Genomic DNA, 14,644 nt, shown 5'->3' on the forward strand with positions numbered 1-14,644 from the left:
GTAAAGGAGTGAAGAGTAAAAGAGTGAAAGAGTAAGAGAGCAAGAATGAGAAAAGGCCGGCGCCGCGATGAAGCGGCGCCGGCCTTTTTTGATCGTCCTAAACTAGGAGATCAGAGGCCACAGGCGGTGACTGCAGCGGCGGCGCCGCCACCACCGATGTCGGAGGCGCTGATATTCAGCCCGCTGCACTCGGTCAGCGAGGCGTTATCGCGCACGAAGAGCGCCACGCCACCGCTGTTGGTCAGCTCGGTGTTCGTGATGCTGATGCTCGTTGCACCGTTCCAGTAACCCAGTCCGACGTTGGAGGCTTCGACATCGTCGAAGGAGTTGTCGCTGCCGCCGCCGTCGACGACCACGTGGGTCAGCTCGTTGCTCGAGCTGGTGGTGTTGGCGAAGCGAATACCTCGCCACCAGCCAGCGGTCGACTCAGAACCCTCGAAGGTGATGGGGTTGTCGGCGGTACCCACTGCGTTGAGGGTGGCGTCGCTGACGACCTCGAGGCCGACGCGCTCGTCGAACTGGAAGGTGGCGCCGGGCTCGACGACCAGATCGGCGCCGTCGCCGGTGACCTTCAGGTTGTCGGAGATGAAGTAGGGCACGTTGACGCCTTTCCACGTGGCGGCCTCGGTGAGGTCGCCGCCCGGGATCTCGATGATGTCTTCGGTGTTGCCCGAGTAGTCGGATACGTCATCCAAATCGCCGATCACGTGCGCTCCGGCCATCATGGCGCCGTTGGTGTTGCCGGTGATGGTATTGTTCTCGAAGGCCGTGAAGTTGGTGTTGTCACGGGCATACACGCCCCAAGCACCACTGTTGCGGATCGTCGAGTTCTTCAGCGTGACTCGGGTCTCGCCATTCCAGTAGCCCATGCCCAGGTTGGAGGCTTCGACATCGTTGAAGGAGTTGTCACTGCCGCCGCCGTCGATGACCACGTGGGTCAGCTCGTTGCTCGAGCTGGTGGTGTTGGCGTAGCGAATGCCTCGCCACCAGCCGGCGCTATCTTCGGAACCCTCGAAGGTGATGGGGGCGTCGGCAGTGCCCACCGCGTTGAGGGTAGCGTCGCTGACCACCTCGAGGCCGACCTGTTCTTCGAATTGGAAGGTGGCGCCGGGCTCGACGACCAGATCGGCGCCGTCGCCGGTGACCTTCAGGTTGTCGGAGATGAAGTAGGGGACGTTGACGGCCTTCCACGTGGCGGCCTCGGTGAGGTCGCCGCCCGGGATCTCGATGATGTCGTTGGTGTTGCCCGAGTAGTCGGAGGCGTCGTCCAGATCGCCGATCACGTGCGCTCCGGCCATCACGGCGCCGTTGGCGTTGCCGGTGATGGTGTTGTTCTCGAAGGCGGTGAAGTTCGAGTTGTCCCGCGCGTACACACCCCAGGCTGCGCTGTTGCGGATGGTCGAGTTTGTCAGGGTGATCTTCGTCTCACCGTTCCAATAACCGAGACCCAAGTTGGAGGGCTCGACGTCGGAGAACGGGTTGTCGCTGCCGGCGCCGTCGATGGTCACGTAGACCAGCTTGTTGTCGCTGCTGGTGGTGTCACCGAAGCGAATGCCTCGCCACCACCCGGCGGTCGACTCCGAGCCAGTAAAGAGGATGCCGCTGTCGGCGGTGCCCTCGGCGGTCATTTTCCCGCGCACGTTCAAGCCGGTGTCCTCGGCAAAACGCAGCACCGAGCCTGGCAGGATCGTCAGGTGACCCTCGGCACTGACGGTGACGCTGCTTGTCACGTCATAGCAACCGTCGAGAGTGACAGCGGTCTCGACGTCTTCGGCCAACTCCTCGTAGGTAGTGCAATCGTTGGTGTTGGTGCCGCCGTCGTTGGTGCCGCCGTCGTTGGTGCCACCGTCGTTGTTTCCGGCGTCGGCGCCGTTGTTGACCGTGTTGTTGCTGTTATTGTCGTCACCGTCATCACCGCAGCCCGCGGTGAGGGTGATCGCTACCGCGACCACCATCAGTCGCGCCGAAAGACGGGACAGACCCCGAAGAGAAAGATCACTACGTTCGAAAAACATCATACTTTCAACCTCTCACGAAAGAAGAGTTCCATGTCAATGCTTACTGGATGGCTAATAATAATTCGGTTGCAAGTCAACAATTTGCACGACTAGATCGCCGCTTAGAGCGTAACCGGCTCTCCGAAGCGCATGATGTGAACCGCGTCGGCCTCCGTGTCAGCCTCCAGATGCCCCTGGAAGGCAGCTTTGGCGTCCTCCTCGCCGTGCACGAGTAGGACGCGCTTGGCGGCGGATTGATTCACCCAGCGCGTCAGCGTGCGGCGGCCGGCGTGGGCCGAAAAACCGTTGATCGTCCAGACCTGCGCGTTGCAGTCGTAGTAGCTGCCCATGATGCGTACCGTCGAGGCGCCCTCGACGATCTGGCGGCCCAGACTTCCCTCGGCCTGATAGCCGCAAAAGACGACGCTGCATTCGGGGCGCTCCAGGTTGAACCGCAGGTGGTGCAAGATGCGCCCGCCGGTGACCATGCCACTGCCTGCCAGGATGATCGCGCCGGAGCGGTGGTCGTTGATGCGGATGGAGTCGCGCGCCGAGCGGCTGAAGGTCAGCGCGGCGAAGTTGAACGGATTGCCGCCGTTTTCAGCCATCTCGAGCGCCTCTTTATCGAAGAACTCGGGGAAGCGGGTGAACACGCGCGTGACGTCGATGGCCATGGGGCTGTCGAGGTAAATGCGTGTGTTCTTGGGCAGCCGTCCGCCACGCCAAGCTTCGTAGAGGACGTAGAGAAGCTCCTGGGCGCGCTCGACGGCAAAGGTCGGCACGAGCACGTTCCCGTTGCGCTCGATGGTGGTGCAGATGGCTTCTTCGAACTCGGCGACGGTCTCGTCGAAGGCGCGGTGGCTGCGGTCGCCATAGGTGCTCTCGACGATGGCGATGTCGGCTTCGGGCGCGCGCTCCGGGTCGCGGATGAGCGGCTTGTCGACATTGCCCAGGTCACCCGAGAAGAGAAGGCGGCGGGTCTCGTCGCCCTCGGTCAGCTCCAACAGGATGAACGCCGAGCCGAGGATGTGGCCGGCGTCGTAGAAGGTCAGCCGAATATTCTCGGTCAGCTCGAGCGGTTCGTGGTAGCCCACAAAGGTGTTCCACCGATCGAAGGTGTCGAAGATGTCCGGCTCTTCATAGAGCGGGGCGATCGGCGGGGTGCCCTCGGGCCGGTTGGCGTTCGCGCGCTTGGTCGCTTGCTCGATGAGTTCGACCGAGTCGACCAGGCTGATGCGCGAGATCTCGTAGGTCGGCCGCGTCGAGATGATCTCGCCGTCGAACCCCTCTTTGACGAAGAGCGGGATGCGCCCGATATGATCGAGGTGCCCGTGAGAGACCACGATATAATCGATGGACTTCGGGTCGATGGGCAGAGGAGGGCGGTTGTGCTCGCGCACGCGCTTGCCGCCCTGGAAGATGCCGCAATCGAGGAGAATACGAGTCTGGCCGACTTCGAGGAGGTGGCAAGAGCCGGTGACGCCTTCAGCGGCGCCGAAACTGGTCAACTGCATAGGTTACTGCGGGGCAAAAGGGCAAAGAAGCGAAACAGCCAACGAACAAACGAGTAAAAGAGTGAAAGAGTGAAAGAGTAAAAGAGTAAAAGAGTAAACGGGTGAAAGAGTGAAAGAGCAGGAAGAGGATAAGAACGAGTGCCCGCAGTGGCCACCAAAAAAATGCCCAAGAAAGACGAAACCCCGCAAAGCTCGAAAAAGCTTTGCGGGGTCAGCGTCCCGTACGGGATTCGAACCCGTGTCGCTGGCGTGAAAGGCCAGTGTCCTGGACCAGGCTAGACGAACGGGACGTGAGCCGTGCTGGGATCGAACCAGCGACCCGCAGATTAAAAGTCTGCTGCTCTACCAACTGAGCTAACGGCCCAAATTCCGGCCACTTGGCCGAAGTTTGTCCCCGCCTCGGAGGGGATGCCTCGTCAACGGGAGGGCGTTTATAAGGGGGCTTTGTGCGCCTGTCAACTGCTTCAATAACTTCTTTGCCAAAAAGTGCCAAACGGTCTCGTCAAAGGGGCCGAGCGGCGGTGAGACTCAAGAAAGACGAAACCCCGCAAAGCTCGAAAAAGCTTTGCGGGGTCAGCGTCCCGTACGGGATTCGAACCCGTGTCGCTGGCGTGAAAGGCCAGTGTCCTGGACCAGGCTAGACGAACGGGACGTGAGCCGTGCTGGGATCGAACCAGCGACCCGCAGATTAAAAGTCTGCTGCTCTACCAACTGAGCTAACGGCCCAAATTCCGGCCATTTGGCCGAAGTTTGTCCCCGCTTCGGAGGGGATGCCTCGTCAACGGGAGGGCGTTTATATGTATGGTTGGTGGACCTGTCAACAGAATTTTCCAAATTTGTCGACGAGGTCGGTTTCTCTCCTTTTATCTGTGTCTATTTTGAATAAAGCGGCACAGATTGGTACTCTAATAAGCGATTGAAACGTCGGCGGTTGACCGATGTCGAAGTACCACGGGGCACGCACATGGAACGTTCATATCGTAGACGCTGGAGAAACACGCGGGACACTATCCCCGCCCGGCGCCGTCGTCGACGCACTCACCGTCGCGATCACAAGCGCGGCGGCACCTACTATCCGATGCGTGTCGATCCGCAATCGGCGTTGCGCGGCGTTCGTACGCGCCTCGTCGGGGCGGTGATCGCCGCGTCGACCACGCTGGTCTGCGTGCTCTATGCAATGCTGACTTCGATGAGTTCGTTCGGGTCGACTTTCGCGCTGACCTTCGGGCTGTGCTCGTTCGGGGCGGCCGTGGCGCTGTTGCTCAGCGCTCGCCACGAAGAAGAAGTCCACGAGCTCGCTTCTGAATTCAACGATCGCCACCGCCAGGCCTCCGAGGTCGATTCGACCCCGACAACCCCATCCACGCCGCGTGCGTTGCCCGAGCCCAACCCCCTCGAGGGAGCCGAGCTCTTCGAGCGCACGGAGATGAGAGGCGTGAGAAAGCGCAGTTATTCCGAAAAAACTGACGGTGTCATCTGACCAGCCCTTCTTCCCGCCCCCTGATTTCACCGGGGGCGCTTACTCGCCGCGGTAAGTACACGCCGAGGTGCACGTCTCGTGCACCGTGATCGCGCTCAGACAATCGAGCGTCTTTTCGAGCCTCACCCAGATCCACCGCGCCAAAACTTCCGAGGTGGGATTCTCCAGCCCCTCGATCTCGTTAAGGAAATAGTGGTCGAGTTCGTCATGGAGCGGCTTCCACGCCTCCTTGATCTCGGCGAAGTCAATTAACCAGCCGGTATCCGGGTCGACAGGGCCTTTGACTTCGACGGTCACTTTGAACGAGTGGCCGTGCAGCCGCCGGCACTTGTGTCCTTCGGGCGTGTTCGGGAGACGGTGGGCGGCTTCAAAGCGAAATTGTTTGGTCAGTTCTACTACCATTTTTACTTCTTTCTCGGTTCGAGTGGTTCGACGGCCTTTCTATACCACCCATACCAACGGACAACCAGCCCTCCACATTGCATTTTGTCTCCCCTGTCCGGTAAGACAGATCGGGGCTGATTCGTCATCTGGAGCAACATCGATGGGCAAAGCAACGAAAGTCACGCGAGAATTCTTGGAGGTCGTCGATGCCGGCCCGGTCGTTTTCGACGGGGCGGTAGGCACCCAGCTATACGAGCGCGGCATCTACATCAACAAGTCGTTCGACGACGCCAACCTCTCGCAGCAAGATCTCGTGCGCAGTGTCCACGAGGCGTATCTGCAGGCGGGGGCCGACGTCATCACCACCAACACGTTTGGCTCGAACCGCATTAAGCTCAAACGTCACGGGCTCGAAGATCGCGTCGTCGAGATCAACCGCCAGGGCGTGCTTTTGGCCCGCGAGGTCGCCCAAGACGCCGCCTTTGTCGCAGGCTCGGTCGGCCCCACCGGGCTGACCCCGACGATGCTTACCGACGCCGAACTCGACGAGATTCGCCAGGCGTACCACGAGCAGATCACCGCGCTGGCCGATGCGGGCGCCGACCTCATCGTGCTCGAGACATTTCGCCAGCTCAGCGAGATCCGCATCGCCATCGAGGTGGCCAAAGACGTCTGCGACCTGCCCATCGTCGCCCAAATGGCCTTCGACTCCGACATGAAGACCGGCGACGGCGCCGCTCCCGATCGCGTGGCGCTCCTGCTCAAGCAGTGGGGGGCCGATGTCATCGGCGCGAACTGTATGGAGGGACCCAATGTCCTGTTCGACGTGGTCGAGCAGATGATCGGCCACGGCTTGCCCGTGATCGCCGAGCCCAACGCCGGCTATCCGCGCAAGGTCGAGGAGCGGCTCGTCTACATGGCGACGCCCGAGTATTTCGGGGTCTACGCGCGTCGTTTCTTCAAGCTCGGCGTCAATATCGTAGGCGGCTGCTGCGGCACCGGCCCGGAGCACGTGCGCCAGATCGCGGCGGCAGCCAGGATGATGGGCGGAGGGCGTATCAAGGTCGAGATGGCCGAGGCCGACAAGGTCGAGCAGCGCGTCGAGGAGGGGCTCGACGCCATCCCCCTCGAAGACCGCACCAACCTGGCCCGCAAGATCCTCCGAGTGCAGCGAGAGCGCGTCTTGGCTCCGCCCGACAAACGTCCGCCGGTGAGCCGGGACACGTTCGTGGTCAGCGTCGAGGTCAATCCGCCCTCGGGGCTCAATCCCGACAAGTCGATCGAGTCGGCCCAGATGCTCATCGACGGGGGCGTCGACGTCATCAACACCTCCGACGGTCCGCGCGCCTCGGTACGCATGGACAACGGCGCGTTCGCTGCGCTGATGCGCAAGCGTGTCGGCTGCGAAGTCATCGTCCACTACTGCTCGCGCGACCGGAACCTGCTCGGTTTGCAGTCCGATCTGTTGGGCCTGCATGTGCTGGGGCTGCATAACCTGTGCGTGATCACAGGCGATCCCCCCAAAGTCGGTGACTACCCGCACGCCACGGCGGTCTTCGACCTCGACAGCATCGGCATGCTGCGCATGATCAGCAATTTCAACCGCGGGCTCGACCCTTCCGGCAAGTCGGTGGGCGACGTTACCCGCTTTTTCTGTGCCTGCGGCGCCGAACCCGCCGCCAAGGATTACGAGCGTGAGATCCGGCGTTTGGAAGAGAAGAAGGCCGCCGGTGCGAACTTCGTGATGACCCAGCCGGTCTACGATCATCGCGTGCTCGAGCGCTTCTTGAGCGATATCGAGCATCTGGAGCTGCCCGTGCTTGTGGGCCTGCTGCCCCTGGCGAGTCACCGAAACGCCGAGTTTTTGCACAACGAGGTGCCGGGCATGGCGGTGCCCGACGATATCCGCAAGCGCATGAAGGAGGCGGGCAGCGGACCGCAGGCGCGCGCCGAAGGGGTCAAAATCGCCCAGGAGACCCTCGAGATGGTCAAAGACCAGGTCGTGGGGGCCTATATCATGCCGCCGTTTGGCCGCTACGTGGCGGCTCTCGAAATTCTGCAGTGTATCGATGGTTATCCGGAGGTTGGCTGATGCCCATTCATGACAGCATCGTCGAGTTGGTCGGAAAGACCCCGCTCATTCGTTTGAACAAGGTCGTGGGCGACTGCCCCGCCGAGATCGTCGGCAAGGCCGAGTTCTTCAACCCATGTAGCAGCGTCAAGGACCGCATCGGCGCCAACATGATCGCGCGCGCCGAGGCCGAGGGTAAGATCGGCCCGAGCACCACGATCGTCGAGCCGACCAGCGGCAATACGGGCATCGCGCTGGCGTTTGTCTGCGCCGCCAAGGGCTACAAACTCGTGCTCACGATGCCCGACACGATGAGCTTGGAGCGGCGCGCGCTGCTCAAAGCCCTGGGCGCCCGCCTCGAGTTGACCCCGGGTGCTGCGGGCATGCAGGGCGCCGTCGACCGCGCCAAGCAGATGGTCGACGAGCAAGACGACGCCATCTTGCTCCAACAATTTGAAAACCCGGCCAACCCGTCGGCGCACGCCGAGTCGACCGCGCTCGAAATCTGGGAGGATTGCGACGGCCAGATCGACGCCATCGTCACCGGCGTGGGCACCGGCGGAACCATCAGCGGTGTGTCGCGCGTGCTCAAGGAGCGCAACCCCGATTTCAAGGCCATTGCCATCGAGCCCTCCGGAAGCCCGGTGATCTCGGGCGGTCAGCCGGGCCCGCACAAAATCCAGGGCATCGGCGCCGGGTTCGTCCCCAAAAACTTCGACACCGGCCTTATCGACGAGGTCATCAAAGTCGACGACGACGCGGCGATGACCATGGCCCGCCGCCTCGCCCGCGAGGAGGGCCTGCTGGTCGGCATCAGCGCCGGTGCGAATGTCGTCGGGGCGATCGAGGTGGGCATGCGCCCTGAATTTGCAGGCAAGCGCATCGTCACAATGTTGTGCGACACCGGAGAGCGCTACCTCTCGACGCCGCTTTTCCGAGAGCTATAGAGACTTATGAGCGAAGCATCCCAACACGAGCGCCGTCGGCCTACGACGACGCCGCCGAGCACCCATTCGGCCGGCGCCAACGGTTTTTGGCTCGACGTCATCGAAGATATCCGGGCGGTGCGCCGCGCCGACCCGGCTGCGCGCACGCCCGTCGAGGTCATCCTGACCTACCCCGGTCTGCACGCGATCTGGTTTCACCGGGTGGCCCACGGTCTCTGGAACAAGGGCCATATCGTGGCGGCGAGGCTCCTGTCTCACCTGTCGCGCCACTACACCGGTATCGAGATTCACCCGGGGGCGACCATCGGCCGGCGGGTCTTTATCGATCACGGCATGGGCATCGTCATCGGCGAGACGGCGGTCATCGGTGATGACTGTTTGATCTACAAGGGCGTAGTCCTGGGTGGCACGACTCTCAAGCGCACCAAGCGCCACCCCACGCTCGGCAAGGGTGTGACCGTGGGGAGCAACGCCTGCATCTTGGGCGCGGTCGAAATTGGCGACGGAGCGCGCATCGGAAGTGGCTCGGTCGTCATCAAAGATGTGGAAGAGGGCGCGACCGTCGTCGGCATTCCGGGGCGTGTGGTCTCCAAGGACCGCCCCAGCGGCCTGACGATTCCCAACCTCGACCACGCGGCGCTGCCCGATCCGCTACAGCGCATCGTCAAAGACCTGCTCGGTCATATCGACCGGCTGTCGAGCCGCATCCACACGCTCGAAAACCTCCTCGAGCTCAGCCCCGAGGAGCTCGCCGAAAAGCTCGAGCGCCACGAGATGCAAGACGACTTGGATTTGGAGTTTTTGGCGGCCTACGAAAACGAAGGTGCAGAGGCGAACGAAGCGTTGACTGAAGCCGAAGGTTAGAGGTGCACGATATGAAGTGGCGAAAATTTTGTTGGATAGTTGCTTGCCTGCTGACCGTCTCGGTGGCGGCGCCTGCTTTCGCCGAAGACGACAAGAGCGCCAAGCAGATCATCGACGAGTCGCTCGAGAAAAACTCGCTCGGCTTCCAGTCGGGCGAGGCTGATTTGACGCTGATCATCGAGGACAAAGCCGGCAGCCGCCGCGTCCGAAAGCTCGACGTCAAGAGCAAGAAGGTCAGCGAAGCGACGAATACACTCGTCGAGCTGACCCACCCGAAAGAGGTCAAGGGTCAGGCGTTTTTGTTCGCCGAGAACAAAAAAGCCGAGGACGACGTGTGGATGTACGTGCCTGCCTTCAAGGTCACCCGTCGTATCGAGGGGAGCCAGAAGAGCGGCTCGTTTTTGGGAAGCCACTTCACCTACGCCGACCTCGAGAGTCGCGACATCAAGGACGCCAACTACAAGCGCCTCAAAGACGACAAGATCGGCAAGCACGCCGTCTACGTCATTGAGTCGACGCCCAAAAAAGGGAGTGACAGCGACTACGGCAAGGTGATCAGCTACATTCGCAAATCCGACTCCATGCCGCTCAAAATGCGCTTTTATGACAAGTCGGGCGATGAGGCCAAGACGCTCTTTGTCGAGAAGCTCGACACGACAGAAAACGGCGAAACCTACGTCAAGCGCATGACCCTGCGCCCCAAGAGCGGCGGATTCACGACAATCAAGCTCGAGGCGTTCGACGACGATGCCAAGATCGCCGATGCCGTGTTTTCGAAGGAACAGCTGGGCAAGTGATGGTCTTTTTGGGCGAGGTCGGTGCTCGCGATTGACTGCAGGGAAGTGAATGTTCTTGGTTCTTCGTTCTTGGTTCTTGGCGTGCCGGATCGCCTCGAGAGCTCGCGGCTTTGAGGTCCGAGAACCAAGAGCCAGAAACGGCTTGAAGATATCCTTTGGCCTCAGCCTGCTGTTGATCGCTGCGACTGCTTCGCCCTCCGCCATTGCACAAGAGACCATCTTCGACCCCGAGAATCCCGCCGTCCAAGGCGTCGACGAAGAAGACGAAGGCGACGAGTCCGAGGACGACGGCGAAGAGACCATCTTCGACCCGGAGAACCCTGCCGTCTCCGGCGACGAGGACTCAGAAGCCAGTCGGGACATGGAAGGGGAGGGCGAGTCGGTCGACCTGGCCGAGCCGCGCCTCGAACCGATCGATGAAGAGCCGGTTCAACCAACGAACGCGGCCTTTTTGGGCGCCTATGCGACGAGCCTGGGTGTAGACACCGCCTGGGAGGGGCGTGACGAGGACATCGTCGAGTGGGCCAATGAGTTGGAGCTTCGTCTCGAATACGACATGTCCGGCCAGTCGCGCGCGGTCGTCGAGGGAGAGTTCTTTCACTGGATGGTCGGCAAGGAGAACCCCGACGAGACCGACCTTCTGTTCAACGCCAGTCGGGGCCGGGCGAGCTACGAGCCCCGCCTGGGCGAAGCCTACGTGCTCCTTCGGGAGGACAACGTCTCCTTCCGAGTTGGTAACTTGGTTACTCCGTGGGGGAGCACGGATATCGTGCGCCCCGGCGACGTCGTCAATCCGAGAGACCTCACTCGCATCGAAACCGTCACGGCCACCTCCGACCTGCTTCTCCCGCAGTTCACCGCCGAGCTCGCCTATTCAGCCAGCGACTGGTCGATCACCGGCCTTCTGGTGCCTTTTTTCGAGGAAAACGAGGCCTTCGTCTTCGGGCGAGATTTCGCGCTGATCAATCCGTTCAATCCGGTCATTGGTGATCAACTGCCCATCTTGCTGGCCGCCCAGGAGCTCATCGACCGCAGTCGCTGGGACGACGTGCAGTCCTTTTTCGCCGCCACGCGCGTGCCCGACGAGATTCCCAAAAACGTAAGCCTGGGTGCTCGCGCAACCGCCACGGCGTGGAACACCGACTTCGGGTTGGGCTACTTCTACGGCTGGGACCGCACCCCCTGGCTCGAACTGGACGAGGATTTGCGCGAGCTCTTTCGCCTCGCCGCCGACGACGGTCGGGTGCTCGAGGACTTTGATCTGCTCGGCTTCGCCGCACGCAACCCGCAGGCAATCGGTCTGACCGCGAGTGTGGCACAGAAGGTGGCCGACGGCGAAGAAGTCGTAGCCACCGAGTACCGGCGCCGACACACGCTGGTAGCCGATGTGGCCCGTTATATCGGCCCCATCGGTGTGCGCGCCGATGTCGTGTTTTCTCCCGAGCAGACCTTCTACTCCGACGACTTCGATCCGCTGCGTCGTACGACCCTCTTTGGGGCGCTAGGCTTTTCGTGGGAGCGCTTCGAGAGCGAGGATGACTTCCTCGCCGTGACCGTCGAGGGCTTCTGGCTGCATCCCTTCGACCGCGACAGCGCGATCAACGAGGCGTTCGTCGCCGCGGACGAGCGCGGCCCCGAAGACGCCCAGATTCTCTTGATCGGCGACGACCTGTATGGAGCGGCCGCCGCGCTGCAGTGGACGGTGCCGCTGATCGACGCTGATCTCCAACTCGGCGCGCTCGGCACCTTGTCGACCGAAGACGTGGTCGCGACGGCGTCGCTGGGCAAGCGCTGGTTTTCGTGGTTGAACACGACGGTGGCTGTCACCGTCTTGGAAGGGCCCGATCCGTCGAGCGACGAGCCGGTGAGTTTGGGCGGCCTCTACGACCACAACGACCAGCTCACGCTTACGGTCGACGGCGTATTCTAGAGCGCGACTCGCCGCATCAAATCCTTCGCCGTCGATATAGACGATGGGCGAAGCGTGTTCGATGCGGCGAGGCTCGGTCAGTCACTGTCTTTCAAAGGGATCCGATCGTCGATCAGAAGATTGGGGACGCCGTCGCGGATAGGATAGACGACGGCGTCATCTTCGCGGATCAGACCTGCGTCGAGAGTCTGTTCGACTTCGTCGCCCGCGTGATTGTGGAGCTCGCCGGCGCGGATGGCCTCGTTGAGCTCGTCGAGCTTCGAGTCATCCAGCGGGCGCAGCTCCTGTCGAGTCTCCGGGCAACGCAGCAGTTTGGAGAGGGAGTCGGCAGAAGCCATCCTCAACCCTCCTCGCCCTGAATGACATCGCCGGCGCTGCGCTCTTGGACCGAGAAGAGCTCGGCGAAGCGGTCGAGAAGCTTCTTCTCGTCGCCGTTGATCGGGCTGGTCAACTTAAAGAAGCCACCCGAAGCCTCGGCGACCTCGCGGGCCAGGTCGACCACCGACTTGTCCTGCCAGTAGTTGGGCTGCTCTTCGACCAGGTGCGCGATGACGCGGTCGACGCGTTCGAAAAAGACGTCGGAGGGCTGCTCACCGAGCAGCAGCGTCAAGAAGTTATGGGCCGGGCCTTCACGCTCGATGCCGAACCGGTAGGCCAGCTCGAGGACCTTTTCGTTCTCGGCGGTGGTCACGCTGCCGTCGGCCCAGGCCATTTGGATGAGCGGGACGAGCGGAAGCACGCGCGCCGTCTCGCTATCGAAGCCCAGCGCCAGCGCTTCGGCGGCCACTTCGTCGCTCGACTGCAGCACGTCTTGGACGCCCTCGCGCTCCTGCTGGCGGATCGCCTCGAGCTGCTGTTCGCGGCGAGCTTCGGCGATCTTCTCCATATCGCGCTGCTTGAAATACTTATCTTCTTCTTCACTCGACATTGCTTGCTCCCGTCGATGGGCGGTTAAACCATTTCACCAATTCACGGGCTGTTCTAACACGGGAAGCCCGGGTGTTGGCAATACCGTTGTTGAAGCCCGGTTTCGGCTCCGGACATGGGTGGGGCTTGTGGCTCCGACTGCGTCTGCCCGTATCGGTCACGACTCCGGGGCCTGCAGACTCGCGCTCCTCTCAGAAATTTGAGGCGGGTGCACCGAGCCCACAAAAATCTGTGATCCAAACGCGGCTTGTGAAGTGCAGGCGAGCGCATAAACTCTTGTCGAATGACCCTTCGGGGGCCTTCGATGCGTATTCTGTGCGTTGACTCTGATCTTGGATCGTGATTTGCACCACATCGGTGCGACCGAGCCGCCAACGCACGAATGGCGTCGGCGGTGCTGAGACAGGCTCGAGGACGTGATGAGTTTTGCGCTCTACAACTTGGTGGTGAAGCTCTTCTTGGTGACCACGTTGGTGGTGCCGGGCGGGCAGGGGCTGTTGCAGGGCCAAAAGCTCGACGACGTCAAGGCCTCCTACACCCAGACTTTGGATCGGCGTCAGGAACTCGTCACCCAGCTTCACCAGTACGAAGAGAACTACCGCACTCTGCTGCGGCAGGTCGATGTGCTCAAAAGCGGGCCGAATACACTCCAAAACCGGCTGGAACTCGAGGGGTTGCTGCGCGACAGCCGCCAGTTGGCCCAGCGTATGCAGACGCTCCAGAAGAAGATCCAAGCCGCCGACACTCGTCTGGACAACCAGCGCAGCCAGTTGGTCGCCGCCATCGACTCACGCACCGAGGTGCTCGAGAAGAAGTTGGCCAAGACGGCGGCCTCCGAGCGTGGAACGATCGTCAGCGAGCTCAACGAGTTGCGCGCCGAGCGTCAACGCTTCTCCGAGCCGCTGCCGAGCGCTCCAACGGACGGAGAGGTCAGCGAGACGCTGGCTATGCTCGAGGAGCTCGACGGCGCCTCGGCCGAAGATCTCTTGGCGGCTGCCGACGAGTTGCAGGACACCGAGGATCAAGTGCGAAAGCGCCTGCAGGCCATCCAGGGGCGCATCAAACAGCTGCGCGAGGCGAAGATGCTCGCCCGGCGTGCGCAGACGTTCGCCACCGAGGAGAGCTTCTTCGACGAGACCGACCGTAGCCGCTTTATCGCTACGTACGGCGACAGCGCCACGGCGGGCGATCGTTCGGGCGATGGAGCCAACGAGGCGCCGACCGTCGGCGACGAAAGCGGCGGTGCTCGCGATGGCTATGGCGAAGCGGGCGACGAGGCCGAGAGTCCGCAGCCGGGGGCCGGCATGGACCCGAACACCGACGGCGACTTCAATGCCGGAGCGGGCGATGACTCCGATTCGCTCTCCGACTCGCCCGAAGCTCCTCCCGCAGCCCCCGAAGAGCCGGGCGACTCGACTGGCGGCGACTCTCAGGACGGCGACGTCTTCGGCGCGGGGGATGACCTGCTCATCGATGGCCAGACCGACCCGGAGACCAGCGTCGGAAGTGGCTTCGAGAGTGATTACGAGCTCAACTCGCGCATCCAGCAGCTCGAACGTGAGCAAGAGCGCCTCCAAGAGCAAGCCCGCGAGCTGGAGAAGAAAGCCGGTCAGCTTCGCAAGCGCGCGAAGGACTCCCTCGACTGACATGCTGTCCATCCGGCTCCAGCCGGCCCACCCGCAGGTTCGCTCAACGATTGAGCTGCGGTTCTTTTTCGCAGTTCGGCGAGGCAG

12 protein-coding genes and 4 tRNA genes are annotated in these 14,644 nt (G+C 62.1%); 7 read left to right on the forward strand and 9 right to left on the reverse strand.

Annotated features, from left to right (window positions below):
• Positions 1-110: 110 nt before the first annotated feature.
• The 6 genes from FIV42_RS22275 to FIV42_RS22300 form a co-directional block, all read right to left on the reverse strand.
• Positions 111-1,955 carry a hypothetical protein gene (locus FIV42_RS22275; RefSeq protein ID WP_141199830.1) on the reverse strand — a complete coding sequence of 615 codons (1,845 nt, stop codon included), beginning with the start codon at positions 1,953-1,955 and terminating at the stop codon, positions 111-113.
• A 164-nt stretch (positions 1,956-2,119) separates the two neighbouring features.
• Complete coding sequence (locus FIV42_RS22280; protein ID WP_141199831.1) at positions 2,120-3,511, reverse strand: MBL fold metallo-hydrolase; 1,392 nt, start codon at positions 3,509-3,511, stop codon at positions 2,120-2,122.
• Positions 3,512-3,726: 215 nt separating this feature from the next.
• A tRNA-Glu gene (locus FIV42_RS22285) sits at positions 3,727-3,801 on the reverse strand.
• 1 nt (position 3,802) lies between these two features.
• A tRNA-Lys gene (locus FIV42_RS22290) sits at positions 3,803-3,875 on the reverse strand.
• Positions 3,876-4,088: 213 nt separating this feature from the next.
• Positions 4,089-4,163, reverse strand: a tRNA-Glu gene (locus FIV42_RS22295).
• Between the two features lies 1 nt (position 4,164).
• Positions 4,165-4,237: transfer RNA gene (locus FIV42_RS22300), tRNA-Lys, on the reverse strand.
• Positions 4,238-4,475: 238 nt separating this feature from the next.
• On the opposite strand from FIV42_RS22300, the gene FIV42_RS22305 reads away from it, so the two are divergent.
• Positions 4,476-4,991, forward strand: a complete 516-nt coding sequence (locus FIV42_RS22305; protein ID WP_141199832.1) for a hypothetical protein — start codon at positions 4,476-4,478, stop codon at positions 4,989-4,991.
• Positions 4,992-5,030: 39 nt separating this feature from the next.
• Here FIV42_RS22305 and queD read toward each other — a convergent pair whose 3' ends face one another.
• Positions 5,031-5,393 carry a 6-carboxytetrahydropterin synthase QueD gene (gene queD, locus FIV42_RS22310; protein ID WP_141199833.1) on the reverse strand — a complete coding sequence of 121 codons (363 nt, stop codon included), beginning with the start codon at positions 5,391-5,393 and terminating at the stop codon, positions 5,031-5,033.
• A 142-nt stretch (positions 5,394-5,535) separates the two neighbouring features.
• On the opposite strand from queD, the gene FIV42_RS22315 reads away from it, so the two are divergent.
• The 5 genes from FIV42_RS22315 to FIV42_RS22335 all read left to right on the forward strand — a co-directional run bounded on the left by FIV42_RS22315 (position 5,536) and on the right by FIV42_RS22335 (position 11,984).
• On the forward strand, positions 5,536-7,467 hold the full coding sequence (locus tag FIV42_RS22315) for a bifunctional homocysteine S-methyltransferase/methylenetetrahydrofolate reductase (RefSeq protein WP_141199834.1): 1,932 nt from the start codon (positions 5,536-5,538) through the stop codon (positions 7,465-7,467).
• Positions 7,467-8,393 carry a cysteine synthase A gene (cysK, locus tag FIV42_RS22320; RefSeq protein WP_141199835.1) on the forward strand — a complete coding sequence of 309 codons (927 nt, stop codon included), beginning with the start codon at positions 7,467-7,469 and terminating at the stop codon, positions 8,391-8,393. The genes FIV42_RS22315 and cysK overlap by 1 nt, the downstream gene beginning before the upstream one ends.
• Positions 8,394-8,399: 6 nt before the next feature.
• The gene (gene cysE / locus FIV42_RS22325; RefSeq protein WP_141199836.1) at positions 8,400-9,257 is read left to right on the forward strand and encodes a serine O-acetyltransferase; all 858 of its coding nucleotides are present in this window, start codon (positions 8,400-8,402) and stop codon (positions 9,255-9,257) included.
• 11 nt (positions 9,258-9,268) lie between these two features.
• Positions 9,269-10,054 (forward strand): outer membrane lipoprotein-sorting protein, encoded by a 786-nt coding sequence (locus tag FIV42_RS22330; protein ID WP_141199837.1) that lies wholly within the window; start codon positions 9,269-9,271, stop codon positions 10,052-10,054.
• Positions 10,055-10,196: 142 nt separating this feature from the next.
• Positions 10,197-11,984, forward strand: coding sequence for a DUF1302 family protein (locus FIV42_RS22335; RefSeq protein WP_141199838.1), 1,788 nt, complete (start codon positions 10,197-10,199; stop codon positions 11,982-11,984).
• A gap of 77 nt (positions 11,985-12,061) precedes the next feature.
• On the opposite strand, the gene FIV42_RS22340 is transcribed toward FIV42_RS22335, so the two are convergent.
• Together FIV42_RS22340 and FIV42_RS22345 are read right to left on the reverse strand one after the other, a co-directional pair.
• Complete coding sequence (locus tag FIV42_RS22340; RefSeq protein WP_141199839.1) at positions 12,062-12,322, reverse strand: hypothetical protein; 261 nt, start codon at positions 12,320-12,322, stop codon at positions 12,062-12,064.
• Between the two features lie 2 nt (positions 12,323-12,324).
• On the reverse strand, positions 12,325-12,912 hold the full coding sequence (locus FIV42_RS22345; protein WP_141199840.1) for a tellurite resistance TerB family protein: 588 nt from the start codon (positions 12,910-12,912) through the stop codon (positions 12,325-12,327).
• Between the two features lie 418 nt (positions 12,913-13,330).
• On the opposite strand from FIV42_RS22345, the gene FIV42_RS22350 reads away from it, so the two are divergent.
• On the forward strand, positions 13,331-14,557 hold the full coding sequence (locus FIV42_RS22350) for a hypothetical protein (RefSeq protein ID WP_141199841.1): 1,227 nt from the start codon (positions 13,331-13,333) through the stop codon (positions 14,555-14,557).
• The last annotated feature ends 87 nt before the right edge of the window (positions 14,558-14,644 follow it).

The organism is Persicimonas caeni, assembly GCF_006517175.1.
Classification (GTDB): Bacteria; Myxococcota_A; Bradymonadia; order Bradymonadales; family Bradymonadaceae; genus Persicimonas; species Persicimonas caeni.